Genomic DNA, 19570 nt, shown 5'->3' on the forward strand with positions numbered 1-19570 from the left:
CGGATGAATAAATGGGGCAGGGGGCTCAGAGGCCCTCGACGGCGATCATGTTCATGATCGCGGCGCCGGCACGCGCTTCGCGGGCCTTGAGGTATTCGGGCGTGTCGTAGAAGGCCTTGGCCTTCTCGAAACTGGCGAACTTGAGGATGACGACGCGCGTGGGCTTCCAGTCGCCCTCCAGCGGCTGCACCTGGCCGCCGCGCACGCACACCTCGGCGCCGTGCGCCTGCATGGCGGCGCTCGACCACTTCTTGTATTCCTCGTACTGCGTCGGGTTGGTCACCTCGACGTGGGCGATGACGTATCCATTGCTCATGCGACCGCCTTCAGTGCCTTGTTGGTGCTGCCCGCACCCTTTTCCTTGTGTTCGAGCGCCGCCTTGATGAAGGCGTTGAACAGCGGATGGCCGCCCCACGGGGTCGACTTGAACTCGGGGTGGAACTGCACGCCCATGAACCACGGGTGCACGTTCTGCGGCAGCTCGACGATCTCGGTCAGGTGCTCGCGTTGCGTGAGCGCGGAGATCACGAGGCCGGCGTTGCGCAGCTCGTCGAGGTAGTTCACGTTGGCTTCATAGCGGTGGCGGTGGCGCTCGGTGACCACGTCGCCGTAGATGCTGTGGGCCAGCGTGCCGGGAGACACGTCGGAGCTCTGCGCGCCCAGGCGCATGGTGCCGCCGAGGTCGGACTTTTCGTCGCGCGTCTTCACCGTGCCGTCGCGGTCCTTCCACTCGGTGATCAGCGCGATCACGGGGGTGGGCGTCTCGGGGTCGAACTCGGTGCTGTTGGCGTTCTTCAGGCCGGCCACGTGGCGGGCGTACTCGATGGTGGCGACCTGCATGCCCAGGCAGATGCCGAGGTAGGGCACCTTGCCTTCGCGGGCGAAGCGGGCGGCCGAGATCTTGCCTTCCACCCCGCGCTGGCCGAAGCCGCCGGGCACCAGGATGGCGTCGTACTTGGCCAGGCGCGAGACGTCCTGCGGCGAGATGGTCTCGGAGTCGATGTAGTCGATCTTCACGCGGGCATGGTTCTTCATGCCGGCGTGGCGCAGCGCCTCGTTGAGCGACTTGTAGCTGTCCGACAGGTCGACGTACTTGCCGACCATGGCGATCGAGACTTCCTTCTGCGGATGCTCGACCTCGTAGACCAGCTCGTCCCAGCGCTGCAGCTTGGCGGGCGGGGTGTTGATGCGCAGCTTGTCGCAGATCAGGCCGTCCAGGCCTTGCTCGTGCAGCATGCGGGGCACCTTGTAGATGGTGTCCACGTCCCACATGGAGATCACGCCCCATTCGGGCACGTTCGAGAACAGCGAGATCTTGGCGCGCTCGTCGTCGGGAATCGGGCGGTCGGCCCGGCACAGCAGGGCGTCGGCCTGGATGCCGATTTCGCGCAGCTTCTGCGCGGTGTGCTGCGTGGGCTTGGTCTTGAGCTCGCCGGCGGCGGCGATCCAGGGCACGTAGCTCAGATGCACGAAGGCCGAGTTGTTCGGGCCCATGCGCAGGCTCATCTGGCGAACGGCTTCCAGGAAGGGCAGCGACTCGATGTCGCCCACGGTGCCGCCGATCTCGACGATGGCCACGTCCACCTCGTGCGCCGTGCCGATGCCGGCGCCGCGCTTGATGTATTCCTGGATCTCGTTGGTGATGTGCGGGATCACCTGCACCGTCTTGCCGAGGTAGTCGCCGCGGCGTTCCTTCTCGAGCACGGTCTTGTAGATCTGGCCGGTCGTGAAGTTGTTGGCCTTGCGCATCCGCGTGTTGATGAAGCGCTCGTAGTGGCCGAGGTCGAGGTCGGTCTCGGCGCCGTCGTCGGTGACGAACACTTCCCCATGCTGGAAGGGCGACATCGTGCCGGGGTCGACATTGATGTACGGATCGAGCTTGATGAGGGTGACTTGGAGGCCGCGCGATTCGAGGATCGCGGCGAGCGAGGCGGAGGCGATTCCCTTGCCAAGGGAAGAAACGACACCACCGGTGACGAAGACAAATTTGGTCATGCCAGTTCCGGACTTTGCAATCCGGGCAGTGGGAAATTGCGATTGTATATGGCTCCCCCCCAGGCTCCGCGCGCTGCGCGCGCTTCTCCTTCCCCCTACCGGGGGCGGGCCGGCCGCTTCGGGCGGCCGTGCGCGGCGGCCCCGTGTGCGAGCTGAGGGTCATTACACTCCGGCGATATGCAAGATCTCGCCGGCAAACACATCGTTCTCGGTCTCACGGGCGGCATCGCCTGCTACAAGTCGGCCGAGCTGTGCCGGCTGTTCGTCAAGGCGGGCGCGACCGTCCAGGTCGTGATGACCGAGGCGGCGGAGCAGTTCATCACGCCCGTGACCATGCAGGCGCTCTCGGGGCGTACCGTCTACACCTCGCAGTGGGACGCGCGCGAGCCCAACAACATGCCGCACATCAACCTGAGCCGCGAGGCCGACGCGATCGTGCTGGCGCCCTGCAGTGCCGACTTCATCGCCCGGCTGGTGCAGGGCCGATCCGACGACCTGCTGAGCCTGATGTGCCTGGCCCGCCCGGTGGACCGCGTTCCGCTGCTGATCGCCCCGGCCATGAACCGCGAGATGTGGGGGCACCCGGCCACCCAGCGCAACCTGATGCAGGTCTCGGCCGACGGCGCGACCGTGCTGGGCGTGGGCAACGGCTGGCAGGCCTGCGGCGAAACCGGCGACGGGCGCATGCTCGAACCCGCGCAGCTGCTCGAGGACATCACGGCTTTCTTCAGTCCCAAGCTGCTGGCGGGGCAGAAGGTGCTGGTCACGGCCGGGCCGACCTTCGAGGCGCTGGACCCGATCCGCGGCATCACCAACCATTCGTCCGGCAAGATGGGCTTTGCCATTGCCCGCGCGGCCCGCGAGGCGGGCGCCGATGTCACGCTGGTGGCCGGTCCGGTGCACCTGCCCACCCCGCGCGGCGTGACCCGCGTCGACGTGCTCTCGGCGCAGGACATGCTCGAAGCGACCACCCGCGCAGCCCAGAGTGCTAGCATTTTCGTAGCTACAGCAGCCGTTGCCGACTGGCGCCCGGCCACCCAGAGCAACCAGAAGATCAAGAAGGACGGCAGCGGCAGGACGCCGGTGCTGAACTTCACCGAGAACCCGGACATCCTTCTCACCGTCGCGAAGAGCGAGCGGGCCCAGTCGAAGAAGCTCTACTGCGTGGGCTTCGCCGCCGAGAGCGAGAACCTCGCCGAGCACGCCAAGGCCAAGCGCGAGCGCAAGGGCATCCCGCTGCTGGTGGGCAACATCGGCCCGCTGACCTTCGGCCAGGACGACAACGCGCTGCTGCTGGTGGACGCCAATGGCGCGCGCGAGCTCCCGCGCGCACCCAAGCTCACGCTGGCGCGCGAGCTCATGACCGAGATCGCGGCGCGTCTTGCCGACTGGAGGGTCTGATGAATCCCCAATGGAACACACCGCCGAATGGCGACTTCGCCCGCTACGTCGAGAGGCTGTCCGCGCAGGCGGCGCTGCCCAAGCGAACGGCCGCGCTCGGTGAGCATGGGCTCGATGTCGGCATGACGCCGATCCCCAGCCCGCAAGGGCAGGGGCAAGGCCCCGTCACCGCCGCGATGCAGCGCCCCGAGCTTCCCAACGGCGAAGTGCCCAGGAAGGCGTCGGGCTCCTTCGATCCGGCGCTGCTCAAGGTGCTGAGCGTCGGCGGCGCGCTGGTGTTCCTCGTGCTGTGGGCAGCGGGCGTGCCGTTCGGCGTGCTGCTCGTGCTCGCGGCGCTGGCCGCCTGGTTCGGCAAGAAATTGAAGGGCGTGAAGCTCACCCCCGGCGTCGCCAAGTGGCAGCAGGTGCTGGAAGAGGCGGCCCGCAAGCAAAGAGAACAGCAACAGAAGCAAGGCAACAACTAAGTGAAAGTCGACGTCCGCATCCTCGATCCGCGCATGGTGGATCAACTTCCCGCATACGCCACCCCCGGAAGCGCCGGCCTCGACCTGCGAGCCTGCCTCGATGCCCCCATCACGCTGGAGCCCAACGGCTGGCAGCTGGTGGGCACCGGCATCGCCATCCATCTGGCCGACCCGGCCTATGCGGCGCTGATCCTTCCGCGCTCGGGGCTGGGCCACAAGCACGGCATCGTGCTGGGCAACCTCGTCGGCCTGATCGACAGCGACTACCAGGGTGAGCTGAAGATCAGCGCCTGGAACCGCAGCGACACGCCCTTCGTGCTGAATCCGATGGAGCGGCTGGCCCAGCTGGTGATCGTGCCCGTGGTGCAGGCGCAGTTTCGTGTGGTCACAGAATTTGCACCCACGCAACGCGGCGAGGGCGGCTACGGCTCCACCGGCAAACATTGAGCGGATCTTGAAGGGCGCGAAGGGCCCACGGGGTTTCCGGGCGGTAAAGAACGGAACCTGCGCAGGCCGCGCGGCCTCGAAGGTTTCAGTGTGTGAATTGCGTCATCGCGGCGGTTGCTGCGGCGTTAGTCAGGCACACGCAGGGTGTATGCATCCATGATGCAAGCACCGTTCTATCCGAGGAGCCTCCCAACATGAAGATCTCAATGCGCTTTGTTTCCGTCACCGCTTCCGTGCTGGCCATCGCCACGCTCACGGCGTGCGTGGCACCGGCGCCGGTCTACCAGACCTCGCGCTATCCGTACCAGGCGCCTCCGCAAGCAATCCAGTACCGTGAAGCCTCCTACGTCGAATACGGCCACGTGGCCAACATCGAGGTGCTGCGCAGCGAAACCGCCGGCACCGGCACCACGGGCGGCGGCGCCGTCGCCGGCGGTGTGATCGGCGGCGTGGTGGGCAACCAGTTCGGCCGCGGCAACGGCCGTGCCGCAGCCACCGCGCTGGGCATCGTGGGCGGGGCCCTGCTGGGCAACACCATCGAGGCGCAGCAGAACGGCCCGCGCGCCTATGAAATCTACCGGGTGTCGGTGCAGACCGACCGGGGCGGCTACCGCGCCTTCGACGTGCAGAGCCCCGGCGACCTGCGCATCGGCGACCGCGTGCGCATCGACAACGGCCAGATCTCGCGCATGTAAGCGGCCGTTCTTCCAGACGTGAAAAAGCCGGGCAATGCCCGGCTTTTTCATGTTCGCCTGCAGGCCGGGTTCAGCGCATCAGTGCAGCGTCTGGTTGCCCGGCGCCATCGGCGCGACCTTGAAGAAGCCCGTGCCCGCCGTGCCGCGGCCCACTTCTTCCTCCGTGGCCTCGCGCACCGAGCGCACCGTGATGTCGAGCCGGATCGCAATGCCCGCCAGCGGATGGTTGCCATCGAGCACCAGGTGGTCGGGATAGATTTCGGCCACGGTGTAGATCGCGTCCTTAGGAATGGCGCCGTTCACGCCCTTGGGCAGGGCGGAGCCGTCGAAAGTCATGCCTTCTTCGGTGCCCTCGGGAAAGAGCGAGCGCGGCTCCAGGAAGAGCAACTGATCGTTGAAGTCGCCGAAGCCCTGTTCGGGTTCGATCTGCAACTGCACCCGGGCGCCGGGCTCATGGCCCTGCAGGGCCGCTTCGATCACGTCGAAGAGATCGTCGCCGCCGACCATGAATTCCACCGGCTCGTCGAGCACGTCCAGCACGTCGCCGAGCGTGTCTTTCATCGTCCAGGTCAGGCCGACCACGCATTGTTCAGAGATTTCCATTGCAGAATTCTCCCATGGAGATTAACCAACCGCTGCCCTTGCTGGGCGGCCTGAGTGCCGCGCAGTTCATGCGGCGGCATTGGCAGAAGAAGCCCTTGCTCGTTCGCCAGGCGATACCCGCGATGGTGCCACCAATAGCGCGTGCCGAGTTGTTCGCCTTGGCCGAGCGCGAGGATGTCGAATCGCGCCTGATCCGCCACGGCAAGGCCGGCTGGTCGCTCAAGCACGGCCCCCTGGCCCGGCGCGCCTTGCCGTCGCTGAAGCAGCCGGCCTGGACGCTGCTGGTGCAGGGCGTCGACCTGCACCACGAGGGCGTGCACCAGCTGATGCGGCAGTTCCGCTTCCTGCCCGATGCGCGCCTCGACGACCTGATGATCAGCTACGCGAGCGACACCGGCGGCGTCGGCGCGCATTTCGACAGCTACGACGTGTTCCTGCTGCAGGCGCAGGGGCGCCGGCGCTGGTCCATCGGCAAGCAGAGCGATCTGCGGCTGCAGCAGGGCCTGCCGCTCAAGATTCTGGAGAACTTCGAGCCCGAGCAGACCTTCGTGCTCGAGCCCGGCGACATGCTCTACCTGCCGCCGCGCTACGCCCACGACGGCGTGGCCGTGGGCGACGACTGCATGACGTATTCCATCGGCCTGCGCTCGTCGGCCCTGGGCGAGCTGGGTGCAGACCTGCTGGCGCGCATGGCGCAGGCCTATGCGGAAGACCTGGAAGGCGCGGGCCCCACCGAGCTCGCGCGCTACCGCGATCCGACGCAGCCCGCCGTCGATGCGCCCGCCGCGATGCCAGCGGCCCTGCAGGGCTTCGCGCGCAAGGCCATCGAGGCCGCGCTGCGCGATGCCGATGCCGTCGACCGCGCACTGGGCGAGTCGCTCACCGAGCCCAAGGCCAACGTCTGGTTCGGTGAAGGCGGCGAGGCGCCCGATGCCATGCAGCATGTGAAGCTCGACCGCCGCACGCGCATGCTCTACGACGCACGGCACATCTACATCAACGGCGAGAGCTTCAGAGCAGGCGGAGCTGATGCGACGCTGATGCGCAAGCTGGCCGACCGGCGCGAACTCGGTCCGCGCGAACTCGCGCGCGCCAGCGAAGGTGCTCTTGCATTGCTCGGCGAGTGGTGCGAGGCAGGGTGGCTTCATGCCGGATGAGGCGCAAGGTCCATCGCTGCCCGAAGGGCGCTTCGACGGTCGCGAAGCCTTCGATGCGCTGCTGCGCAACGCGCTCTCGGCCGCGGCGCGCGAAGGCTGGAAGGAAATCGTCTTCAGCGACCCCGACTTCGCCGACTGGCCCCTGGGCGAGCGCGCGACCATCGAGGCGCTGCAGGCCTGGGCCGCGAGCGGCCGCCGCCTGATGCTGCTCGCGCAACGCTTCGACGTTCTCGAACGTGGCCACGCGCGCTTCGTGCCGTGGCGACGCCTGTGGGACCACATCATCGAATGCCGCGCCACCGGCAAGGCCGCGGGCTGCGAAGTGCCCAGCGCCATCTGGACGCCCACATGGTTCGTGCACCGCATCGACCCCGAACGCAGCAGGGGCGTGAGCGGCGCCGATTCGCGCGCGCGCCGCGAATTGCGCGAGGCCATCGACGAGTGCTGGCGCATGGGCCGGCCCGCGTTTGCGGCATCGACGCTCGGCTTGTAAGCCAATGCCGCGAATGCGGCCGCGAGACATATTCGGGCGGATATGCAGGTCTAGAATTTTTTCGTTCCAGCTCTTCATTGCCAAAGGAGTTTCCATGAAGAAGTCATCGTCCGTCCTGATCGCCTCGCTGATTGCCGCTGCCGCGCTCGTCGCCTGCGGGAAGAAGGAGGATGCAGCGCCGGCTGTCGTGACGCCGCCTCCTGCGCCCGTGACTGAACCCGCACCTGCTCCGACCCCCGCGCCTGCTACCGATCCGGCCGCATCGTCTTCGTCGTCTGCAACGCCGGCTCCGAATGCACAGTCCGCGCTCGATGCGGCGAACGCAGCCACCGAGGCAGCGAAGAAGAATGAAGCGCCGAAGCAGTAAGCAGCAGCGTTGCATCAGCCAATCAAAAAGCCGCCATGAGGCGGCTTTTTTCTTAGGAGAGCGTGAGCACGTCGGTGAGAGTGCTGACGTTCGCGCTCAGACGTCGAGCCAGGGCGAGCCTCCGGCAGCCGTGGCCGTCAGCATCTCCGCCTCGTTGCCACCCAGCGCCTCGGCCATGAGGCGGCGCACGATCTCGGGCCGGTTGTTCTGCTCGCTCAGGTGCGCCGCGACCACGTGTCGCAGCCCGTCGTGCAGAAGCGCGCGTGCGATCTCGGCCGCGGCGGTGTTCGACAGGTGCCCGTAGTTGCCGCCCACGCGGTGCTTCAGGAAGGGCGGGTAGCTCGAGTTCGCGAGCAGTTCGCTGTCGTGGTTGAACTCCAGCAGCAACGAATGCACGCCGACGAGCCGGGCCAGCACGTGGGCCGTGGCGTGGCCCAGGTCGGTCAGCACGCCCAGCGTGCGATTGCCGTCGGTACAGCGCAGCTGCAGCGGTTCGCGCGCGTCGTGCGGAACGGTGAAGGGCTGCACGCAGATGTCGCCAACCGTGAATTCGGCGTCGTCGCGCGCAATGTTCAAAAGGCCCTCGAAGTCGCGCCCGCCGGTGGCGAGCCAGGTGCCTTCGCTCATCCAGACGGGAATGCGGTTGCGCCGCGACAGCGTGTGGGCACAGCCGATGTGGTCGCCGTGCTCGTGGGTCACGAAGACCGCGTCGATGTCGCTGGCTGCAAGGCCTGCCTGGGCCAGGCGCAGGTCGAGCTGCTTGAGGCCGAAGCCGCAGTCGACGAGAAGGCGGGAGGTGCGGCCGGCGCTGGTCGTCTCGACCAGCGCGGCGTTGCCCGTGCTGCCGCTGCCGAGGCTTCGGAAGCGGAGCATGCGGGTTATCTCAGGTCGTCGGCGATGACCTTGACGATGCGCTCGGCGTTGACCGAGGTTTCGGGCGCGCCGGCTTCGTTGAGCACCGACACCGTGGTCGATTCGCCCTGGCTCTTGACCGAGATGCGGAACTTCGCGGGCGCTTCGGTCTTGCTCGAGCCACCGAACAGCTTGCCGAAGAAGCCGGGCTCCTTCTTGTCGGGGTTCGGCGGCACGTAGCGCACGAAGTACACGCCGGCGCTGCGGTCGCGGTCTTCCACGGTGAAGCCGGTGCGGTCGAGCGCCAGGCCGACGCGGCGCCATGCGCGGTCGAAGCCTTCGCTGATCTGCACGACCGGCTGGTTGCCGACCTTGGCGATGGTGGCGGTCTTGGGCGTCGCGGTGGTCGCGGCCAGGATCTTCGACTGCTCCTGCGACACGCCGAGCTTCACCATCAGGCGGCGCAGGAATTCGGTCTCGAGCTCAGGATCGCTGGGGCGGGGCTGCCACACGGTCTGGTCCTGGCGGGAGTTGTTGTAGACCTCCTGCATGCCGCGATGGCTGATGAAGATCTCGGTGCCGGTCGGTGTGCGCTCCAGGCGGGTGCGGAAGCGGTCGAGTTCACCGGTGGAGTAGACCGAGTCGACCAGCTTGCCCAGCGTGCCGCGGATGATGTCCTGCGGCAGCTTGGCGCGGTTCTCGGCCCAGTCGGTTTCCATGATGCCCAGGTTGCGCTGGTCGGTGGTCAGCAGGAAGCCGCTTTCCTGCCAGAAGTCCTTCACCGGGTCCCAGAGCTGGTCGGGCGTGCGGTTGACGACGATCCAGCGCTGCGTGCCCGAGCGCTCCATGCGCACGTCGCCGATGTTGGTCACGGCGGTGGGGATGCCGGGGGCGTTGGCGATGCCTGCCTGGTACGAATTGGCCGTCACGGCGCCGCCGGGGATGGCGTAGCGGTTGTCGCGCGAAAGCTGGGAGAGATCGGGTGGGACTTCGAGCGTCGGGGCCTTGCCTGCGCTCTTGTAGTCGATCTTGTCGCTCTCGAGGACGGAGCAGGCGGCGAGGCTGGCAACGAGGGCCAGCAGTGCAAGTCGCGAAAGGTTCTTCAACGTCGTCTTCCTTGTTGGAATGGTTCGGTCAATCTAGGGGCCGCAGTGCCCGCCGCCATCTCTGAGCGCGGTTCGGGCAAAAGGTTGCTTAACCTTGCTGCGGCCAGGGGAAAGGCAGGTCCGGGACGTGCGGAAAAGAGGCGTTCAACCCTTCAGCAGGCCGGTGGCGCGCAGGGCGCCTTCGACCGCGGGACGGCTCGCTTCGCCGAGTTCGGTGAGCGGCAGGCGCAGCGCGCCGCCACACAGGCCGAGCCGGGCCATGGCCCACTTCAGCGGAATCGGATTGGGCTCGACGAACAGGTTGCGATGCAGCGGCATGAGCTCGAACTGGATCTGCATGGCGCGCTTCACGTCGCCAGCCAGCGCGGCGACGCACAGCTCGTGCATCTTGCGCGGCGCGACGTTGGCCGTGACGCTGATGTTGCCCTGGCCGCCGCAGAGCATGAGCGCGACCGCTGTCGGGTCGTCGCCGGAGTAGACGGCGAAGTTCTTCGGCACTTCGCGGATGAGCCACTGGGCCCGCTCGATGTTGCCGGTGGCTTCCTTGATGCCGATGATGCCGGGCACCTGGGCCAGGCGCAGCACGGTGTCGTGCGCCATATCGGCGACGGTGCGCCCGGGCACGTTGTACAGCACGATGGGCAGGTCGCCCACGGCCTCCGCGATGGCCTTGAAGTGCTGGTACTGGCCCTCTTGGGTGGGCTTGTTGTAGTAGGGCACTACCTGCAGCTGCGAATCGGCGCCCACGCCCTTGGCGAACTTGGCGAGCTCGATGGCTTCCTTGGTGGAGTTCGCGCCGCAGCCGGCCATCACGGGGACGCGGCCCTTGGCCTGTTCGACCGAGACGCGGATGATTTCGCAGTGCTCCTCGACATCGACCGTAGGCGATTCGCCGGTGGTGCCGACCACGCCCAGGCAGTCGGTGCCTTCTTCGATGTGCCAGTCGATGAGCCGCCGCAGGGCGGGGTAGTCGACACTGCCGTCGTCGTGCATCGGCGTGACGAGTGCGACGATGCTGCCTGTCAGTTGCTCCAAGGGGAATCTCTTTGTCGGTAGACGAAAGCGCCGATTCTACTTACTCCGGCGCCCCGCCAGACAGCCGTCCCGGGCCCCCTAGTTTCCCTTAAGGAAGTGGCGCGCCGGCTGGCCGGAATCAGCCATCGCCGGTCGGACGGCGGCGATGCGCTGCACGAAGCGCTCCGGCTGCGCGATGAAGCCGTCCTCGTAGGCCACCACGCGCAACCCGGCGCAGGCGGCCAGCAGTTCGCCCGGCTGCAGCAGGAAGTCGGGCCGCGAAGGCTTGCCGACGGCTTCGTTGCCCGCGGCGAAGGTCTCGTAGAGCAGCACGCCGCCCGGTGCCACGGCACCCACGATGTCGGCCATGCGCGGACGCCAGAGGTAGTTGGTGACGATCACGGCACCAAAGGTCTGGCCGGAAAAGGGCCAGGGGCCCGATTCGATGTCCGCCTCGACGACCTGGCCGAAGGCGCCGGCTGTCGCCACGGCTTCGGGCGAACGGTCGACGCCAGTGACGGCATGCCCGCGCCCGGCGAACCACCGCATGTGCCGCCCGCCACCGCAGGCCACGTCGAGAACGCAAGCGCCGGGCGCCAGCAGGTGCGACCAGCGGACGATCCATTCGGAAGGGGCACCCAGGCCGTGCACTGGCGCTATTTCTTTCATAGCAATCCGCAACTCAGAAGCAGGACCAGATCTGGTCGACCAGCGTCACGAGGAAGTCCGGATGCACGTACAGCGCGAACACCCCGCCCAACACCGCCAGCGCGGCAGCCAGCCAGCCGGCGTGGACGATGTGATGTCGCATCTGCGGAGTCATGGTCCTGTTTTACACGCAAATCAGCCGGGCAGAGATCAGCCCGCCGCGCCCACGGGCTGGGGACCGCGCGAGATCGCGCTTTCCTTCACCGGCAGGTTGACCACCGCCGCGAACACGCCCAGCGCGATCGCGATGTACCAGACGATGTCGTAGCTGCCCGTGGTGTCGTACAGGTAGCCGCCGAGCCACACGCCCAGGAAGGAGCCGACCTGGTGGCTCAGGAACACGAAGCCGCTGAGCATCGAGAGATGCGCCACGCCGAAGATGCCCGCCACGATGGCATTGGTGGCCGGCACCGTGGAAAGCCAGAGGAAGCCCATCGCCGCCGAGAAGACATACACGCTCATCGGCGAGATCGGCGCCATCAGGAAGAGCGCGATCGACACCGCCCGCGCGAAGTAGATGGCCGCCAGGATCTTCCGCTTGGCCAGCTTCTGCCCCAGCAGCCCCACCGTGTAGGTGCCGAACACGTTGAACAGCCCGATCAGCGCCAGCGCATAGCCCGCCACTTCGGCCGGCAGGCTGCGATCGCGCAGGTAGGTCGGCATGTGGATGCCGATGAAGGCCAGCTGGAAGCCGCAGACGAAGTAGCCCGCCATCAGCAGCCCGAAGCTCGGGTAGCGGAAGGCCTCGCCCACCGCCTGCATCACCGATTGCTCACGGTGGCCGGCCAGCGCCGCCGTCTTCGGCTCGCGCAGCCCGAAGGCCAGGGGAACGATCACCAGCGCCAGCACCGCCACCACGGCCAGCGCCGTCTGCCAGCCCAGGTGGCCGATCAGCCGGCCCTCGATGGGCGCCATCAGGAACTGCCCGAACGAGCCCGCCGCCGCCGCCACGCCCATGGCCCAGGAGCGCCGCTCGGCCGGAATCTGCCGCCCGATCACGCCGTAGATCACCGCGTAGGTGGAGCCCGCCTGCGCCGCGCCGATCAGGATGCCCGCGCTCAGCGTGAAGAGCAGCGGCGTCGGCGAATGCGCCATGCCGAAGAGCCCCAGCGCATAGAGAAGCGACCCGCCGATCAGCACCCGGAACGCGCCGAACCTGTCGGCCAGCATGCCCGCGAACACGCCGAAGATGCCCCACGAGAGATTCTGGATAGCCAGCGCGAAGGAGAAGGTCTGCCGGCTCCAGTCCTGCGCCTGCGTGATCGGCTGCAGCCACAGGCCGAAGCCGTGGCGTATGCCCATCGACAGCGTGACGATCATCGCCCCGCAGATGAGGACTTGCTTGACCGATAGGGCGGGGGCGGCTGGAGATTGCATGACTTCGAATGTAACTATTCGCCTGCTTCGGCAGGTGGCGCGGTGGCCAAAGCCATTGATGATTTATCGGGTGGCTTTCGATGCGCGAAGGGCATCAAAGCCCGGCCTGTATGGGCATCCAGTTGTTTGGGCAGCGACTGACTACAATCCGCCCCCATGGCGACTCCCCCCAAGACTTCCCCCAGCTCATCGTCCGCATCCTCCGGCTACTCGGAAGGTTCCATCCGCGTGCTCAAGGGCCTCGAGCCCGTCAAGCAGCGCCCGGGCATGTACACCCGCACCGACAACCCGCTGCACATCATCCAGGAAGTGCTCGACAACGCCGCCGACGAGGCGCTGGCGGGCCACGGCAAGAAGATCAAGGTCACGCTGCACACCGACGGCTCGGTCAGCGTGGAAGACGACGGCCGGGGCATTCCCTTCGGCCTGCATCCCGAAGAGAAGGCGCCCGTGGTCGAGCTGGTCTACACCCGGCTGCACGCCGGCGGCAAGTTCGACAAGGGCTCGGGCGGCGCCTACAGCTTCTCGGGCGGCCTGCACGGCGTGGGCGTGTCGGTGACCAATGCGCTGTCGAAGCGGCTCGAGGTGGCCACGCACCGCGAGGGCTCGGTCGCGAAGCTTGCCTTCAGCGGCGGCGACGTGATCGAGGCGCTGGAGGTCCGCAAGCTCGAGGCCGGCGAACGCAAGCAGGGCACCACCGTGCGCGCCTGGCCCGACGCCAAGTACTTCGAGACCGCCGCGCTGCCCATGGGCGAGCTCACCCACCTGCTGCGCAGCAAGGCCGTGCTGATGCCCGGCGTGAGCGTCACGCTCACGAACGAGAAGACCAAGGAAAGCCAGCAGTGGCTCTACAAGGGCGGCCTGAGCGACTACCTGATGCAGACGCTCAACGGCGACCCGGTCATTCCGCTCTTCGAAGGCGGTGGCCATGCCGACAAGAACGCCGACAACTTCGCCGAGGGCGAGGGCGCCGACTGGGCCGTGGCCTTCACCGAAGAAGGCCAGCCGGTGCGCGAGAGCTACGTCAACCTGATTCCCACCAGCGCCGGCGGCACGCACGAAAGCGGCTTGCGCGACGGCCTGTTCACCGCCGTGAAGAGCTTCATCGAGCTGCACTCGCTGCTGCCCAAGGGCGTGAAGCTGCTGCCCGAGGACGTGTTCGCGCGCGCCTCCTACGTGCTGAGCGCCAAGGTGCTCGACCCGCAGTTCCAGGGCCAGATCAAGGAGCGTCTGAATTCGCGCGACGCGGTGCGCCTCGTGTCCAGCTTCGTGCGCCCCGCGCTGGAGCTGTGGCTCAACCAGCACGTCGACTACGGCCGCAAGCTCGCCGAGCTGGCCATCAAGGCCGCCCAGACCCGCCAGCGCGCCGGCCAGAAGGTCGAGAAGCGAAAAGGCTCCGGCGTGGCCGTGCTGCCCGGCAAGCTCACCGACTGCGAGAGCAAGGACATCAGCCACAACGAGGTCTTCCTGGTCGAGGGCGACTCGGCCGGCGGCAGCGCCAAGATGGGCCGCGACAAGGAGAGCCAGGCCATCCTGCCGCTGCGCGGCAAGGTGCTCAACACCTGGGAAGTGGAGCGCGACCGGCTCTTCGCCAACACCGAAATCCACGACATCTCGGTGGCCGTGGGCGTCGACCCGCACGGCCCCGGCGACACGCCCGACATGAGCGGCCTGCGCTACGGCAAGATCTGCATCCTCAGCGATGCCGACGTGGACGGCTCGCACATCCAGGTGCTGCTGCTCACGCTGTTCTTCCGGCATTTTCCGAAACTCATCGAAGCCGGCCACGTGTATGTCGCGAAGCCGCCATTGTTCCGGGTCGACGCCCCCGCGCGCGGCAAGAAACCGGCCTCCAAGGTCTATGCTCTGGACGAAGGCGAACTGACCGCCACGCTCGACAAACTTCGTAAAGATGGCGTGCGCGAAGGCGCCTGGAGCATCAGCCGCTTCAAGGGCCTGGGAGAAATGAGCGCGGAACAATTGTGGGAAACCACGCTCAATCCGGACACCCGGCGCCTGATGCAGGTCCAATTGGGCCGGTTCGATTTCACGTCCACCCAGGGCGAAATCACCAAGCTGATGGGCAAGGGCGAAGCGGCGGCGCGGCGCGAGCTCATGGAGTTGCGCGCCGATGACGTCGATATCGACGTCTGATTCCTCCTTTTTCCATTCGCACGCATGTCGGTTTTGAAGCGCTTGTTGCCATTGATCGTCCTGTTGCTTTGCGTGCAGCAGGGGCCAGCGCACGCCGCCGACATCTACGGCTACATCGACGCCAAGGGCAACGCGCACTTCGCTTCCGAGAAGATCGACGAGCGCTACCAGATCTTCTTCCGTGGCGGCCAGAGCTTTGACACCGCCAACGGCCTTTCCCCGATGGGCCGCGGCGTGGGCAAGCTCGACGGCAAGGTGCCGGCCGCCTCGCAGACGCTGCTGGCCATGTTCGAGGCCTCGCCGAGCTACAAGACCGCCAAGTCGGCGTTGCGGGACGCGTCGAGCAAGCACGCCATCGACTATGAGCTGCTGCAGGCGCTCATCGCCACCGAGTCTGGCTTCGACGCGCAGGCGGTCTCGCCCAAGGGCGCGATGGGCCTCATGCAGCTGATGCCCGCCACCGCGCAGCGCTACGGCGTGGCGGCGGACAAGCGCGCGACCATCGAGAAGAAGCTGTTCGACCCGCGCATCAACATCGCCGCCGGCTCGCGCTACCTGCGCGACCTGATCGCGATGTTCCCGGGGCAGATCGAGCTCGCGCTGGCCGCCTACAACGCGGGCGAGGGCGCGGTGCAGCGCGCGGGCAACAAGATTCCGAACTACAAGGAAACGCAGAACTACGTGCAGACCGTGCTGCAGCTTTATGCGTACCTGAAGCCTTCCGTTGCTGCCGGCGGTAGTGGCGTCGCGCGCGGCGGCGGCAAGACGCCGGGCCGCATCCGCATGGAGCTGACGGTGCCGCAGGGCGGTGCCTTGGGCCGCGGCAACATGCCCTCCGACGCGCCGCGCAACATGCCGACCATGCCCGACATTCCCGAGCCCTCGGCCGTGCCGACCGGCGCGGCGGATGCGCCGGCCGCGCCATTGTCCTGAGCGATGAGGCAGGAGAGGGCCGTCATGCACCGTCGAAGCTTCGTTCTCGCGACCGCCGCCTGCGCGCTGGCAGGCACCGCACGCGCGCAACACCCGGCCACGCACGACACGCTGCCGGCCGTGCCCTCGTCGGCCGAGCCCTATGCGCGGCTGCAGGGCGGCGTGCCGCATCACATGACGCCCGAGCAGGAAGCCCAGCGCTTCACCGACAGTCCGGCGCCGCCCGGACCGCAGGGCCGCTGGGAGCCGCGCGCCGCATTGCCGATCCCGCGCAGCGAAATGGCCTGGGCCACCGCCGCGATGGGGCGCATGCATGTGGTCGGCGGGTACGGCGAAGGCAAGGTCAACCGCGACTACCACCACATCTACGACCCGAAGGCCGACCGCTGGCTCGACGGCGCGCCGCTGCCGCGCGGCGCCAACCACGTGGCGGTGACGGCCGATGGCGGACGCGTCTATGCGCTGGGCGGCTTCGTCGAGCAGAACCGGCGCTCCGACACCAACGCCTACGTCTACGACATCGCCGCCAACCGCTGGAGCACCATCGCGCCGCTGCCGCGCCCGCGTGGCGCAGCGGCTGCCGTGATGCTCGATGGCGCGCTGCACCTGATCGGCGGCGCATCCGAGCCCGCAGCGGAGCGCGCGAGCGTGGGCTGGCACGAGGTCTACGACCCGAAGGCCGACCGCTGGTCTGCCGCCAAGCCGCTGCCCGGCGCGCGCGACCACGTGGGCTGCGTGTCGCATGGCGGCCAGATCCACGTGATCGGCGGGCGCTTCAACACCTTCGAATACAACACCGACCTGCACCACGTCTACCTGCCCGCGCGCGACACCTGGGAGCTGCGCTCGCCGCTGCCCACCGCGCGATCGGGCCATGGGCTCGTGGTTTATCGCGGCCGCTTCTTCGCCATGGGCGGGGAGGGCGGCATTCTCGTCAACGGCGTGCCGCGCCAGGCCCGCGTGTTCGGCCAGATGGAAAGCTACAACCCCGTGGACGACACCTGGCAGCGACACGCCCCGATGACCACGCCGCGCCACGCCGTCGGCGCGGCCGTCATCGGCGACTGGATCTACGTGGCAGGCGGCGGCGCGGTGCTCGGCGGCGCCGTACAGTCCGCGGTCCACGAGGCCTTCACCCTCGGCTGACCGCGCAGCCAGCAACAACAAAAGTTTTTCTCACCAGCTCTTTCATGGATTCCCAACCTCCGCTCGATCTCCAGGGTCCCACCGATGGCGACACGACCCTGACCCTCGCCGACTACGCCCAGACCGCCTACCTCGAATACGCGCTGAGCGTGGTCAAGGGCCGCGCGCTGCCCGATGTGTCCGACGGCCAGAAGCCGGTGCAGCGCCGCATCCTGTATTCGATGTCGCGCATGGGCCTGGGCTTCGGCGGCACCAACGGCACCGTGGGCGCCAAGCCGGTGAAGAGCGCGCGCGTGGTCGGCGACGTGCTCGGCCGCTTCCACCCGCACAGCGACCAGGCCGCGTACGACGCGCTGGTGCGCATGGCGCAAGACTTCTCGCAGCGCTATCCGCTGGTCGACGGCCAGGGCAACTTCGGCAGCCGCGACGGCGACGGCGCAGCCGCCATGCGCTACACCGAAGCGCGGCTGGCGCGCATCACCAGCCTGCTGCTCGACGAGATCGACGAGGGCACGGTCGACTTCATTCCCAACTACGACGGCAGCACCGAAGAGCCGCGCCTGCTGCCCGCGCGGCTGCCTTTCACGCTGCTCAATGGCGCGAGCGGCATCGCGGTGGGCCTGGCCACCGAAATCCCGAGCCACAACCTGCGCGAGATCGCCGACGCCTGCGTGGCGCTGATCAAGTCGAACGGCAAGCTCAGCGAGGAAGAGCTCTTCGCGATCGTGCCCGGCCCCGACTACCCGGGCGGCGCGCAGATCATCAGCAGCGCCGCCGACATCGCCGATGCCTACCGCACCGGCCGCGGCTCGCTCAAGGTGCGCGCGCGCTGGAAGATCGAAGAGCTGGCGCGCGGCCAGTGGCAGCTGGTGGTCAACGAGCTGCCGCCGGGCGTGAGCTCGCAGAAGGTGCTCGAGGAAATCGAGGAAATCACCAACCCCAAGGTCAAGGCCGGCAAGAAGGCGCTGAGCGCGGACCAGACGCAGCTCAAGGCCGCGATGCTGTCGGTGCTCGACGTGGTGCGCGACGAATCGAGCAAGGACGCCGCCGTGCGCCTGGTGTTCGAGCCCAAGACCTCGCGCATCAGCCAGGAAGAGTTCATCACCACGCTGCTCGCGCAGACTTCGCTCGAAACCTCGTCGCCGGTCAACCTCACGATGGTTGGCATCGACGGCAAGCCCACGCAGAAGTCGCTGCGCCAGATGCTCAACGAGTGGATCGCGTTCCGCGAGATCACCGTCGAGAAGCGCTCGCGCTTCCGCCTGGGCAAGGTGCAGGACCGCATCCACATCCTCGAAGGCCGGCAGCTGGTGCTGCTGAACATCGACGAGGTGATCGCGATCATCCGCACGGCCGAAGACCCGAAGGCCGCGCTCATCGCGCGCTTCAACCTCAGCGAGGTGCAGGCCGAGGACATCCTTGAAATCCGGCTGCGCCAGCTTGCGCGGCTCGAAGCCATCAAGATCGAGCAGCAGCTGAAGGAGCTGCGCGAAGATCAGAAGAAGCTCGAAGACATCCTCGCCAGCCCCGCCGCGCTGCGCCGCCTGCTGGTGAAGGAAATCGAAGCCGACGCCAAGACCTTCGAAGACTCGCGCCGCACGCTGATCCAGGCCGAGAAGCGCGCCGTGGCCGAGGTGAAGGTGGTCGACGAACCCGTCACCGTCATCGTGTCGCAGAAGGGCTGGGTCCGCGCGCAGAAGGGCTGGGCCAGCGAGAAGGCGGCCGGCAACGGAAACGGCACGGCGCCCGAATACAGCTTCAAGTCGGGCGACGCGCTCTACGGCGCCTTCGAATGCCGCAGCGTCGACACGCTGCTGGTCTTCGGCAGCGCCAAGGACAAGAGCGTGCGCGTCTACACCGTGCCCGTGGCCTCGCTGCCGGGCGGCCGCGGCGACGGCCAGCCGGTCACCACGCTCATCGACCTGGACGCCGGCACGCACGTCACGCACTTCTTCGCGGGCCCGGTGGGCGCGAGCCTGCTGCTGGCCAACACCGGCGGCTACGGCTTCATCGCCACGGTCGAGAACATGATGTCGCGCCAGCGCGGCGGCAAGGCCTTCATCGACGTGGGCGAGGGCGAGCAGCTGTGCCGGCCGTCGCTGGTGGGCGGCGCGAGCGGCGCCGAGCCGATGCCGGCCGCCACGCACGTGGCCTGCGCCTCGACGGGCGGGCGCATCCTGACCTTCGACATCACCGAACTCAAGAGCTTGCCCAAGGGCGGGCGCGGCCTCACGCTGATCGACCTGGAAGCCAAGGACACCCTGGCCGGCGCCGCCGCCTACACGCGCAGCGTGAAGATCGAAGGCATCGGCCGAGGCGGCAAGGAGCGCGAGGAAACGCTGGAGATCCGCACGCTCAACAACGCACGCGGCAGCCGCGCGCGCAAGGGCAAGGCGGCCGACCTGGGCTTCAAGCCCGCGAGCATCGTGCGGGTGCAGTAGCCATGGGCGGCATCGACATCAGCGTCATCGGCATCTTCATTGCCGTGGTCACCGGCATCGGCAGCTATGTGCTGGGCCGGCGCATGCGCGAGAAGCGCATGCTGAAGAAGCGCGAGAAGGATCGCGTCGCCGCGCAGGCCAACGAGACGCGCCAGGTGCGGCGCGCGCGCGAACGCAAGGAACGCGGCGACTGAGCTGATCGGGGTATCGGAATGGC

General features: G+C 67.6%; 21 protein-coding genes. 12 read left to right on the top strand and 9 right to left on the bottom strand.

Translation table 11 applies throughout. The features are described from left to right. Nucleotides 1-25: 25 nt before the first annotated feature. Nucleotides 26-316 (bottom strand): DUF1330 domain-containing protein, encoded by a 291-nt coding sequence (locus AC1VNX_RS12920; protein WP_483157042.1) that lies wholly within the window; start codon nt 314-316, stop codon nt 26-28. Further along, nucleotides 313-1995 (bottom strand): CTP synthase, encoded by a 1683-nt coding sequence (locus AC1VNX_RS12925; RefSeq protein ID WP_432726243.1) that lies wholly within the window; start codon nt 1993-1995, stop codon nt 313-315. Before AC1VNX_RS12925 ends, AC1VNX_RS12920 begins: the two co-directional genes overlap by 4 nt. Nucleotides 1996-2172: 177 nt before the next feature. On the opposite strand from AC1VNX_RS12925, the gene coaBC reads away from it, so the two are divergent. The 4 genes from coaBC to AC1VNX_RS12945 all read left to right on the top strand — a co-directional run bounded on the left by coaBC (nt 2173) and on the right by AC1VNX_RS12945 (nt 5002). Further along, nucleotides 2173-3396 (top strand): bifunctional phosphopantothenoylcysteine decarboxylase/phosphopantothenate--cysteine ligase CoaBC, encoded by a 1224-nt coding sequence (coaBC, locus tag AC1VNX_RS12930; protein WP_483157043.1) that lies wholly within the window; start codon nt 2173-2175, stop codon nt 3394-3396. Beyond that, nucleotides 3396-3860 carry a hypothetical protein gene (locus tag AC1VNX_RS12935; RefSeq protein WP_483157044.1) on the top strand — a complete coding sequence of 155 codons (465 nt, stop codon included), beginning with the start codon at nt 3396-3398 and terminating at the stop codon, nt 3858-3860. The genes coaBC and AC1VNX_RS12935 overlap by 1 nt, the downstream gene beginning before the upstream one ends. Further along, on the top strand, nt 3861-4307 hold the full coding sequence (dut, locus tag AC1VNX_RS12940; RefSeq protein ID WP_019655978.1) for a dUTP diphosphatase: 447 nt from the start codon (nt 3861-3863) through the stop codon (nt 4305-4307). A gap of 194 nt (nt 4308-4501) precedes the next feature. Then, on the top strand, nt 4502-5002 hold the full coding sequence (locus AC1VNX_RS12945) for an outer membrane lipoprotein (RefSeq protein ID WP_483157045.1): 501 nt from the start codon (nt 4502-4504) through the stop codon (nt 5000-5002). Nucleotides 5003-5080: 78 nt separating this feature from the next. On the opposite strand, the gene AC1VNX_RS12950 is transcribed toward AC1VNX_RS12945, so the two are convergent. Then, on the bottom strand, nt 5081-5605 hold the full coding sequence (locus AC1VNX_RS12950; protein WP_483157046.1) for an FKBP-type peptidyl-prolyl cis-trans isomerase: 525 nt from the start codon (nt 5603-5605) through the stop codon (nt 5081-5083). Nucleotides 5606-5619: 14 nt separating this feature from the next. Here AC1VNX_RS12950 and AC1VNX_RS12955 point away from each other — a divergent pair, with 14 nt between their 5' ends. The 3 genes from AC1VNX_RS12955 (at nt 5620) to AC1VNX_RS12965 (ending at nt 7622) form a co-directional block, all read left to right on the top strand. Further along, on the top strand, nt 5620-6762 hold the full coding sequence (locus tag AC1VNX_RS12955; RefSeq protein ID WP_483157047.1) for a JmjC domain-containing protein: 1143 nt from the start codon (nt 5620-5622) through the stop codon (nt 6760-6762). Next, nucleotides 6752-7255 (top strand): hypothetical protein, encoded by a 504-nt coding sequence (locus AC1VNX_RS12960; protein ID WP_483157048.1) that lies wholly within the window; start codon nt 6752-6754, stop codon nt 7253-7255. The genes AC1VNX_RS12955 and AC1VNX_RS12960 overlap by 11 nt, the downstream gene beginning before the upstream one ends. Nucleotides 7256-7349: 94 nt before the next feature. Further along, entirely contained in the window at nt 7350-7622 is a 273-nt protein-coding gene (locus AC1VNX_RS12965; RefSeq protein WP_483157049.1) for a hypothetical protein, read from the top strand. Nucleotides 7623-7718: 96 nt separating this feature from the next. Here AC1VNX_RS12965 and AC1VNX_RS12970 read toward each other — a convergent pair whose 3' ends face one another. From AC1VNX_RS12970 to AC1VNX_RS12995, 6 genes are all read right to left on the bottom strand, one after another. Beyond that, entirely contained in the window at nt 7719-8495 is a 777-nt protein-coding gene (locus AC1VNX_RS12970; RefSeq protein WP_483157050.1) for an MBL fold metallo-hydrolase, read from the bottom strand. A 5-nt stretch (nt 8496-8500) separates the two neighbouring features. Continuing rightward, nucleotides 8501-9580 carry an outer membrane protein assembly factor BamC gene (gene bamC, locus AC1VNX_RS12975; protein ID WP_483157051.1) on the bottom strand — a complete coding sequence of 360 codons (1080 nt, stop codon included), beginning with the start codon at nt 9578-9580 and terminating at the stop codon, nt 8501-8503. 144 nt (nt 9581-9724) lie between these two features. Then, nucleotides 9725-10615 (bottom strand): 4-hydroxy-tetrahydrodipicolinate synthase, encoded by an 891-nt coding sequence (dapA, locus tag AC1VNX_RS12980; protein ID WP_301509027.1) that lies wholly within the window; start codon nt 10613-10615, stop codon nt 9725-9727. A gap of 78 nt (nt 10616-10693) precedes the next feature. Further along, nucleotides 10694-11263, bottom strand: a complete 570-nt coding sequence (locus tag AC1VNX_RS12985) for a class I SAM-dependent methyltransferase (RefSeq protein WP_483157052.1) — start codon at nt 11261-11263, stop codon at nt 10694-10696. A gap of 13 nt (nt 11264-11276) precedes the next feature. Further along, nucleotides 11277-11417, bottom strand: coding sequence for a hypothetical protein (locus AC1VNX_RS12990; protein ID WP_258354007.1), 141 nt, complete (start codon nt 11415-11417; stop codon nt 11277-11279). A gap of 35 nt (nt 11418-11452) precedes the next feature. Further along, nucleotides 11453-12679, bottom strand: coding sequence for an MFS transporter (locus AC1VNX_RS12995; RefSeq protein ID WP_483157053.1), 1227 nt, complete (start codon nt 12677-12679; stop codon nt 11453-11455). 156 nt (nt 12680-12835) lie between these two features. Between AC1VNX_RS12995 and AC1VNX_RS13000 the strand changes: the two genes are divergently transcribed. Genes AC1VNX_RS13000 through AC1VNX_RS13020 form a run of 5 tightly spaced genes read left to right on the top strand, consistent with a single transcriptional unit; the run spans nt 12836 to nt 19547 of the window. Further along, the gene (locus AC1VNX_RS13000; protein ID WP_483157054.1) at nt 12836-14833 is read left to right on the top strand and encodes a DNA topoisomerase IV subunit B; all 1998 of its coding nucleotides are present in this window, start codon (nt 12836-12838) and stop codon (nt 14831-14833) included. A gap of 24 nt (nt 14834-14857) precedes the next feature. Further along, nucleotides 14858-15766, top strand: coding sequence for a lytic transglycosylase domain-containing protein (locus AC1VNX_RS13005; protein ID WP_483157055.1), 909 nt, complete (start codon nt 14858-14860; stop codon nt 15764-15766). A 24-nt stretch (nt 15767-15790) separates the two neighbouring features. Then, nucleotides 15791-16912, top strand: coding sequence for a Kelch repeat-containing protein (locus tag AC1VNX_RS13010; RefSeq protein WP_483157056.1), 1122 nt, complete (start codon nt 15791-15793; stop codon nt 16910-16912). 44 nt (nt 16913-16956) lie between these two features. Beyond that, complete coding sequence (parC, locus tag AC1VNX_RS13015) at nt 16957-19353, top strand: DNA topoisomerase IV subunit A (protein WP_483157057.1); 2397 nt, start codon at nt 16957-16959, stop codon at nt 19351-19353. Nucleotides 19354-19355: 2 nt separating this feature from the next. After that, the gene (locus AC1VNX_RS13020; protein ID WP_126021757.1) at nt 19356-19547 is read left to right on the top strand and encodes a hypothetical protein; all 192 of its coding nucleotides are present in this window, start codon (nt 19356-19358) and stop codon (nt 19545-19547) included. Nucleotides 19548-19570 lie beyond the last annotated feature (23 nt).

This window comes from Variovorax sp. TLI9-5A (genome assembly GCF_056867935.1).

Coding starts and splice junctions, on each gene's coding strand:
- AC1VNX_RS12950 (WP_483157046.1), bottom strand. CDS start 5,605: ATGGAAATCTCTGAACAATGCGTGGTCGGCCTGACCTGGACGATGAAA.
- AC1VNX_RS12970 (WP_483157050.1), bottom strand. CDS start 8,495: ATGCTCCGCTTCCGAAGCCTCGGCAGCGGCAGCACGGGCAACGCCGCG.
- AC1VNX_RS12925 (WP_432726243.1), bottom strand. CDS start 1,995: ATGACCAAATTTGTCTTCGTCACCGGTGGTGTCGTTTCTTCCCTTGGC.
- AC1VNX_RS12985 (WP_483157052.1), bottom strand. CDS start 11,263: ATGAAAGAAATAGCGCCAGTGCACGGCCTGGGTGCCCCTTCCGAATGG.
- AC1VNX_RS13010 (WP_483157056.1), top strand. CDS start 15,791: ATGCACCGTCGAAGCTTCGTTCTCGCGACCGCCGCCTGCGCGCTGGCA.
- AC1VNX_RS12990 (WP_258354007.1), bottom strand. CDS start 11,417: ATGACTCCGCAGATGCGACATCACATCGTCCACGCCGGCTGGCTGGCT.
- AC1VNX_RS12965 (WP_483157049.1), top strand. CDS start 7,350: ATGAAGAAGTCATCGTCCGTCCTGATCGCCTCGCTGATTGCCGCTGCC.
- AC1VNX_RS12945 (WP_483157045.1), top strand. CDS start 4,502: ATGAAGATCTCAATGCGCTTTGTTTCCGTCACCGCTTCCGTGCTGGCC.
- parC (WP_483157057.1), top strand. CDS start 16,957: ATGGATTCCCAACCTCCGCTCGATCTCCAGGGTCCCACCGATGGCGAC.
- AC1VNX_RS12920 (WP_483157042.1), bottom strand. CDS start 316: ATGAGCAATGGATACGTCATCGCCCACGTCGAGGTGACCAACCCGACG.
- AC1VNX_RS13005 (WP_483157055.1), top strand. CDS start 14,858: ATGTCGGTTTTGAAGCGCTTGTTGCCATTGATCGTCCTGTTGCTTTGC.
- AC1VNX_RS12955 (WP_483157047.1), top strand. CDS start 5,620: ATGGAGATTAACCAACCGCTGCCCTTGCTGGGCGGCCTGAGTGCCGCG.
- coaBC (WP_483157043.1), top strand. CDS start 2,173: ATGCAAGATCTCGCCGGCAAACACATCGTTCTCGGTCTCACGGGCGGC.
- AC1VNX_RS12960 (WP_483157048.1), top strand. CDS start 6,752: ATGCCGGATGAGGCGCAAGGTCCATCGCTGCCCGAAGGGCGCTTCGAC.
- AC1VNX_RS12935 (WP_483157044.1), top strand. CDS start 3,396: ATGAATCCCCAATGGAACACACCGCCGAATGGCGACTTCGCCCGCTAC.
- AC1VNX_RS13000 (WP_483157054.1), top strand. CDS start 12,836: ATGGCGACTCCCCCCAAGACTTCCCCCAGCTCATCGTCCGCATCCTCC.
- AC1VNX_RS12995 (WP_483157053.1), bottom strand. CDS start 12,679: ATGCAATCTCCAGCCGCCCCCGCCCTATCGGTCAAGCAAGTCCTCATC.
- AC1VNX_RS13020 (WP_126021757.1), top strand. CDS start 19,356: ATGGGCGGCATCGACATCAGCGTCATCGGCATCTTCATTGCCGTGGTC.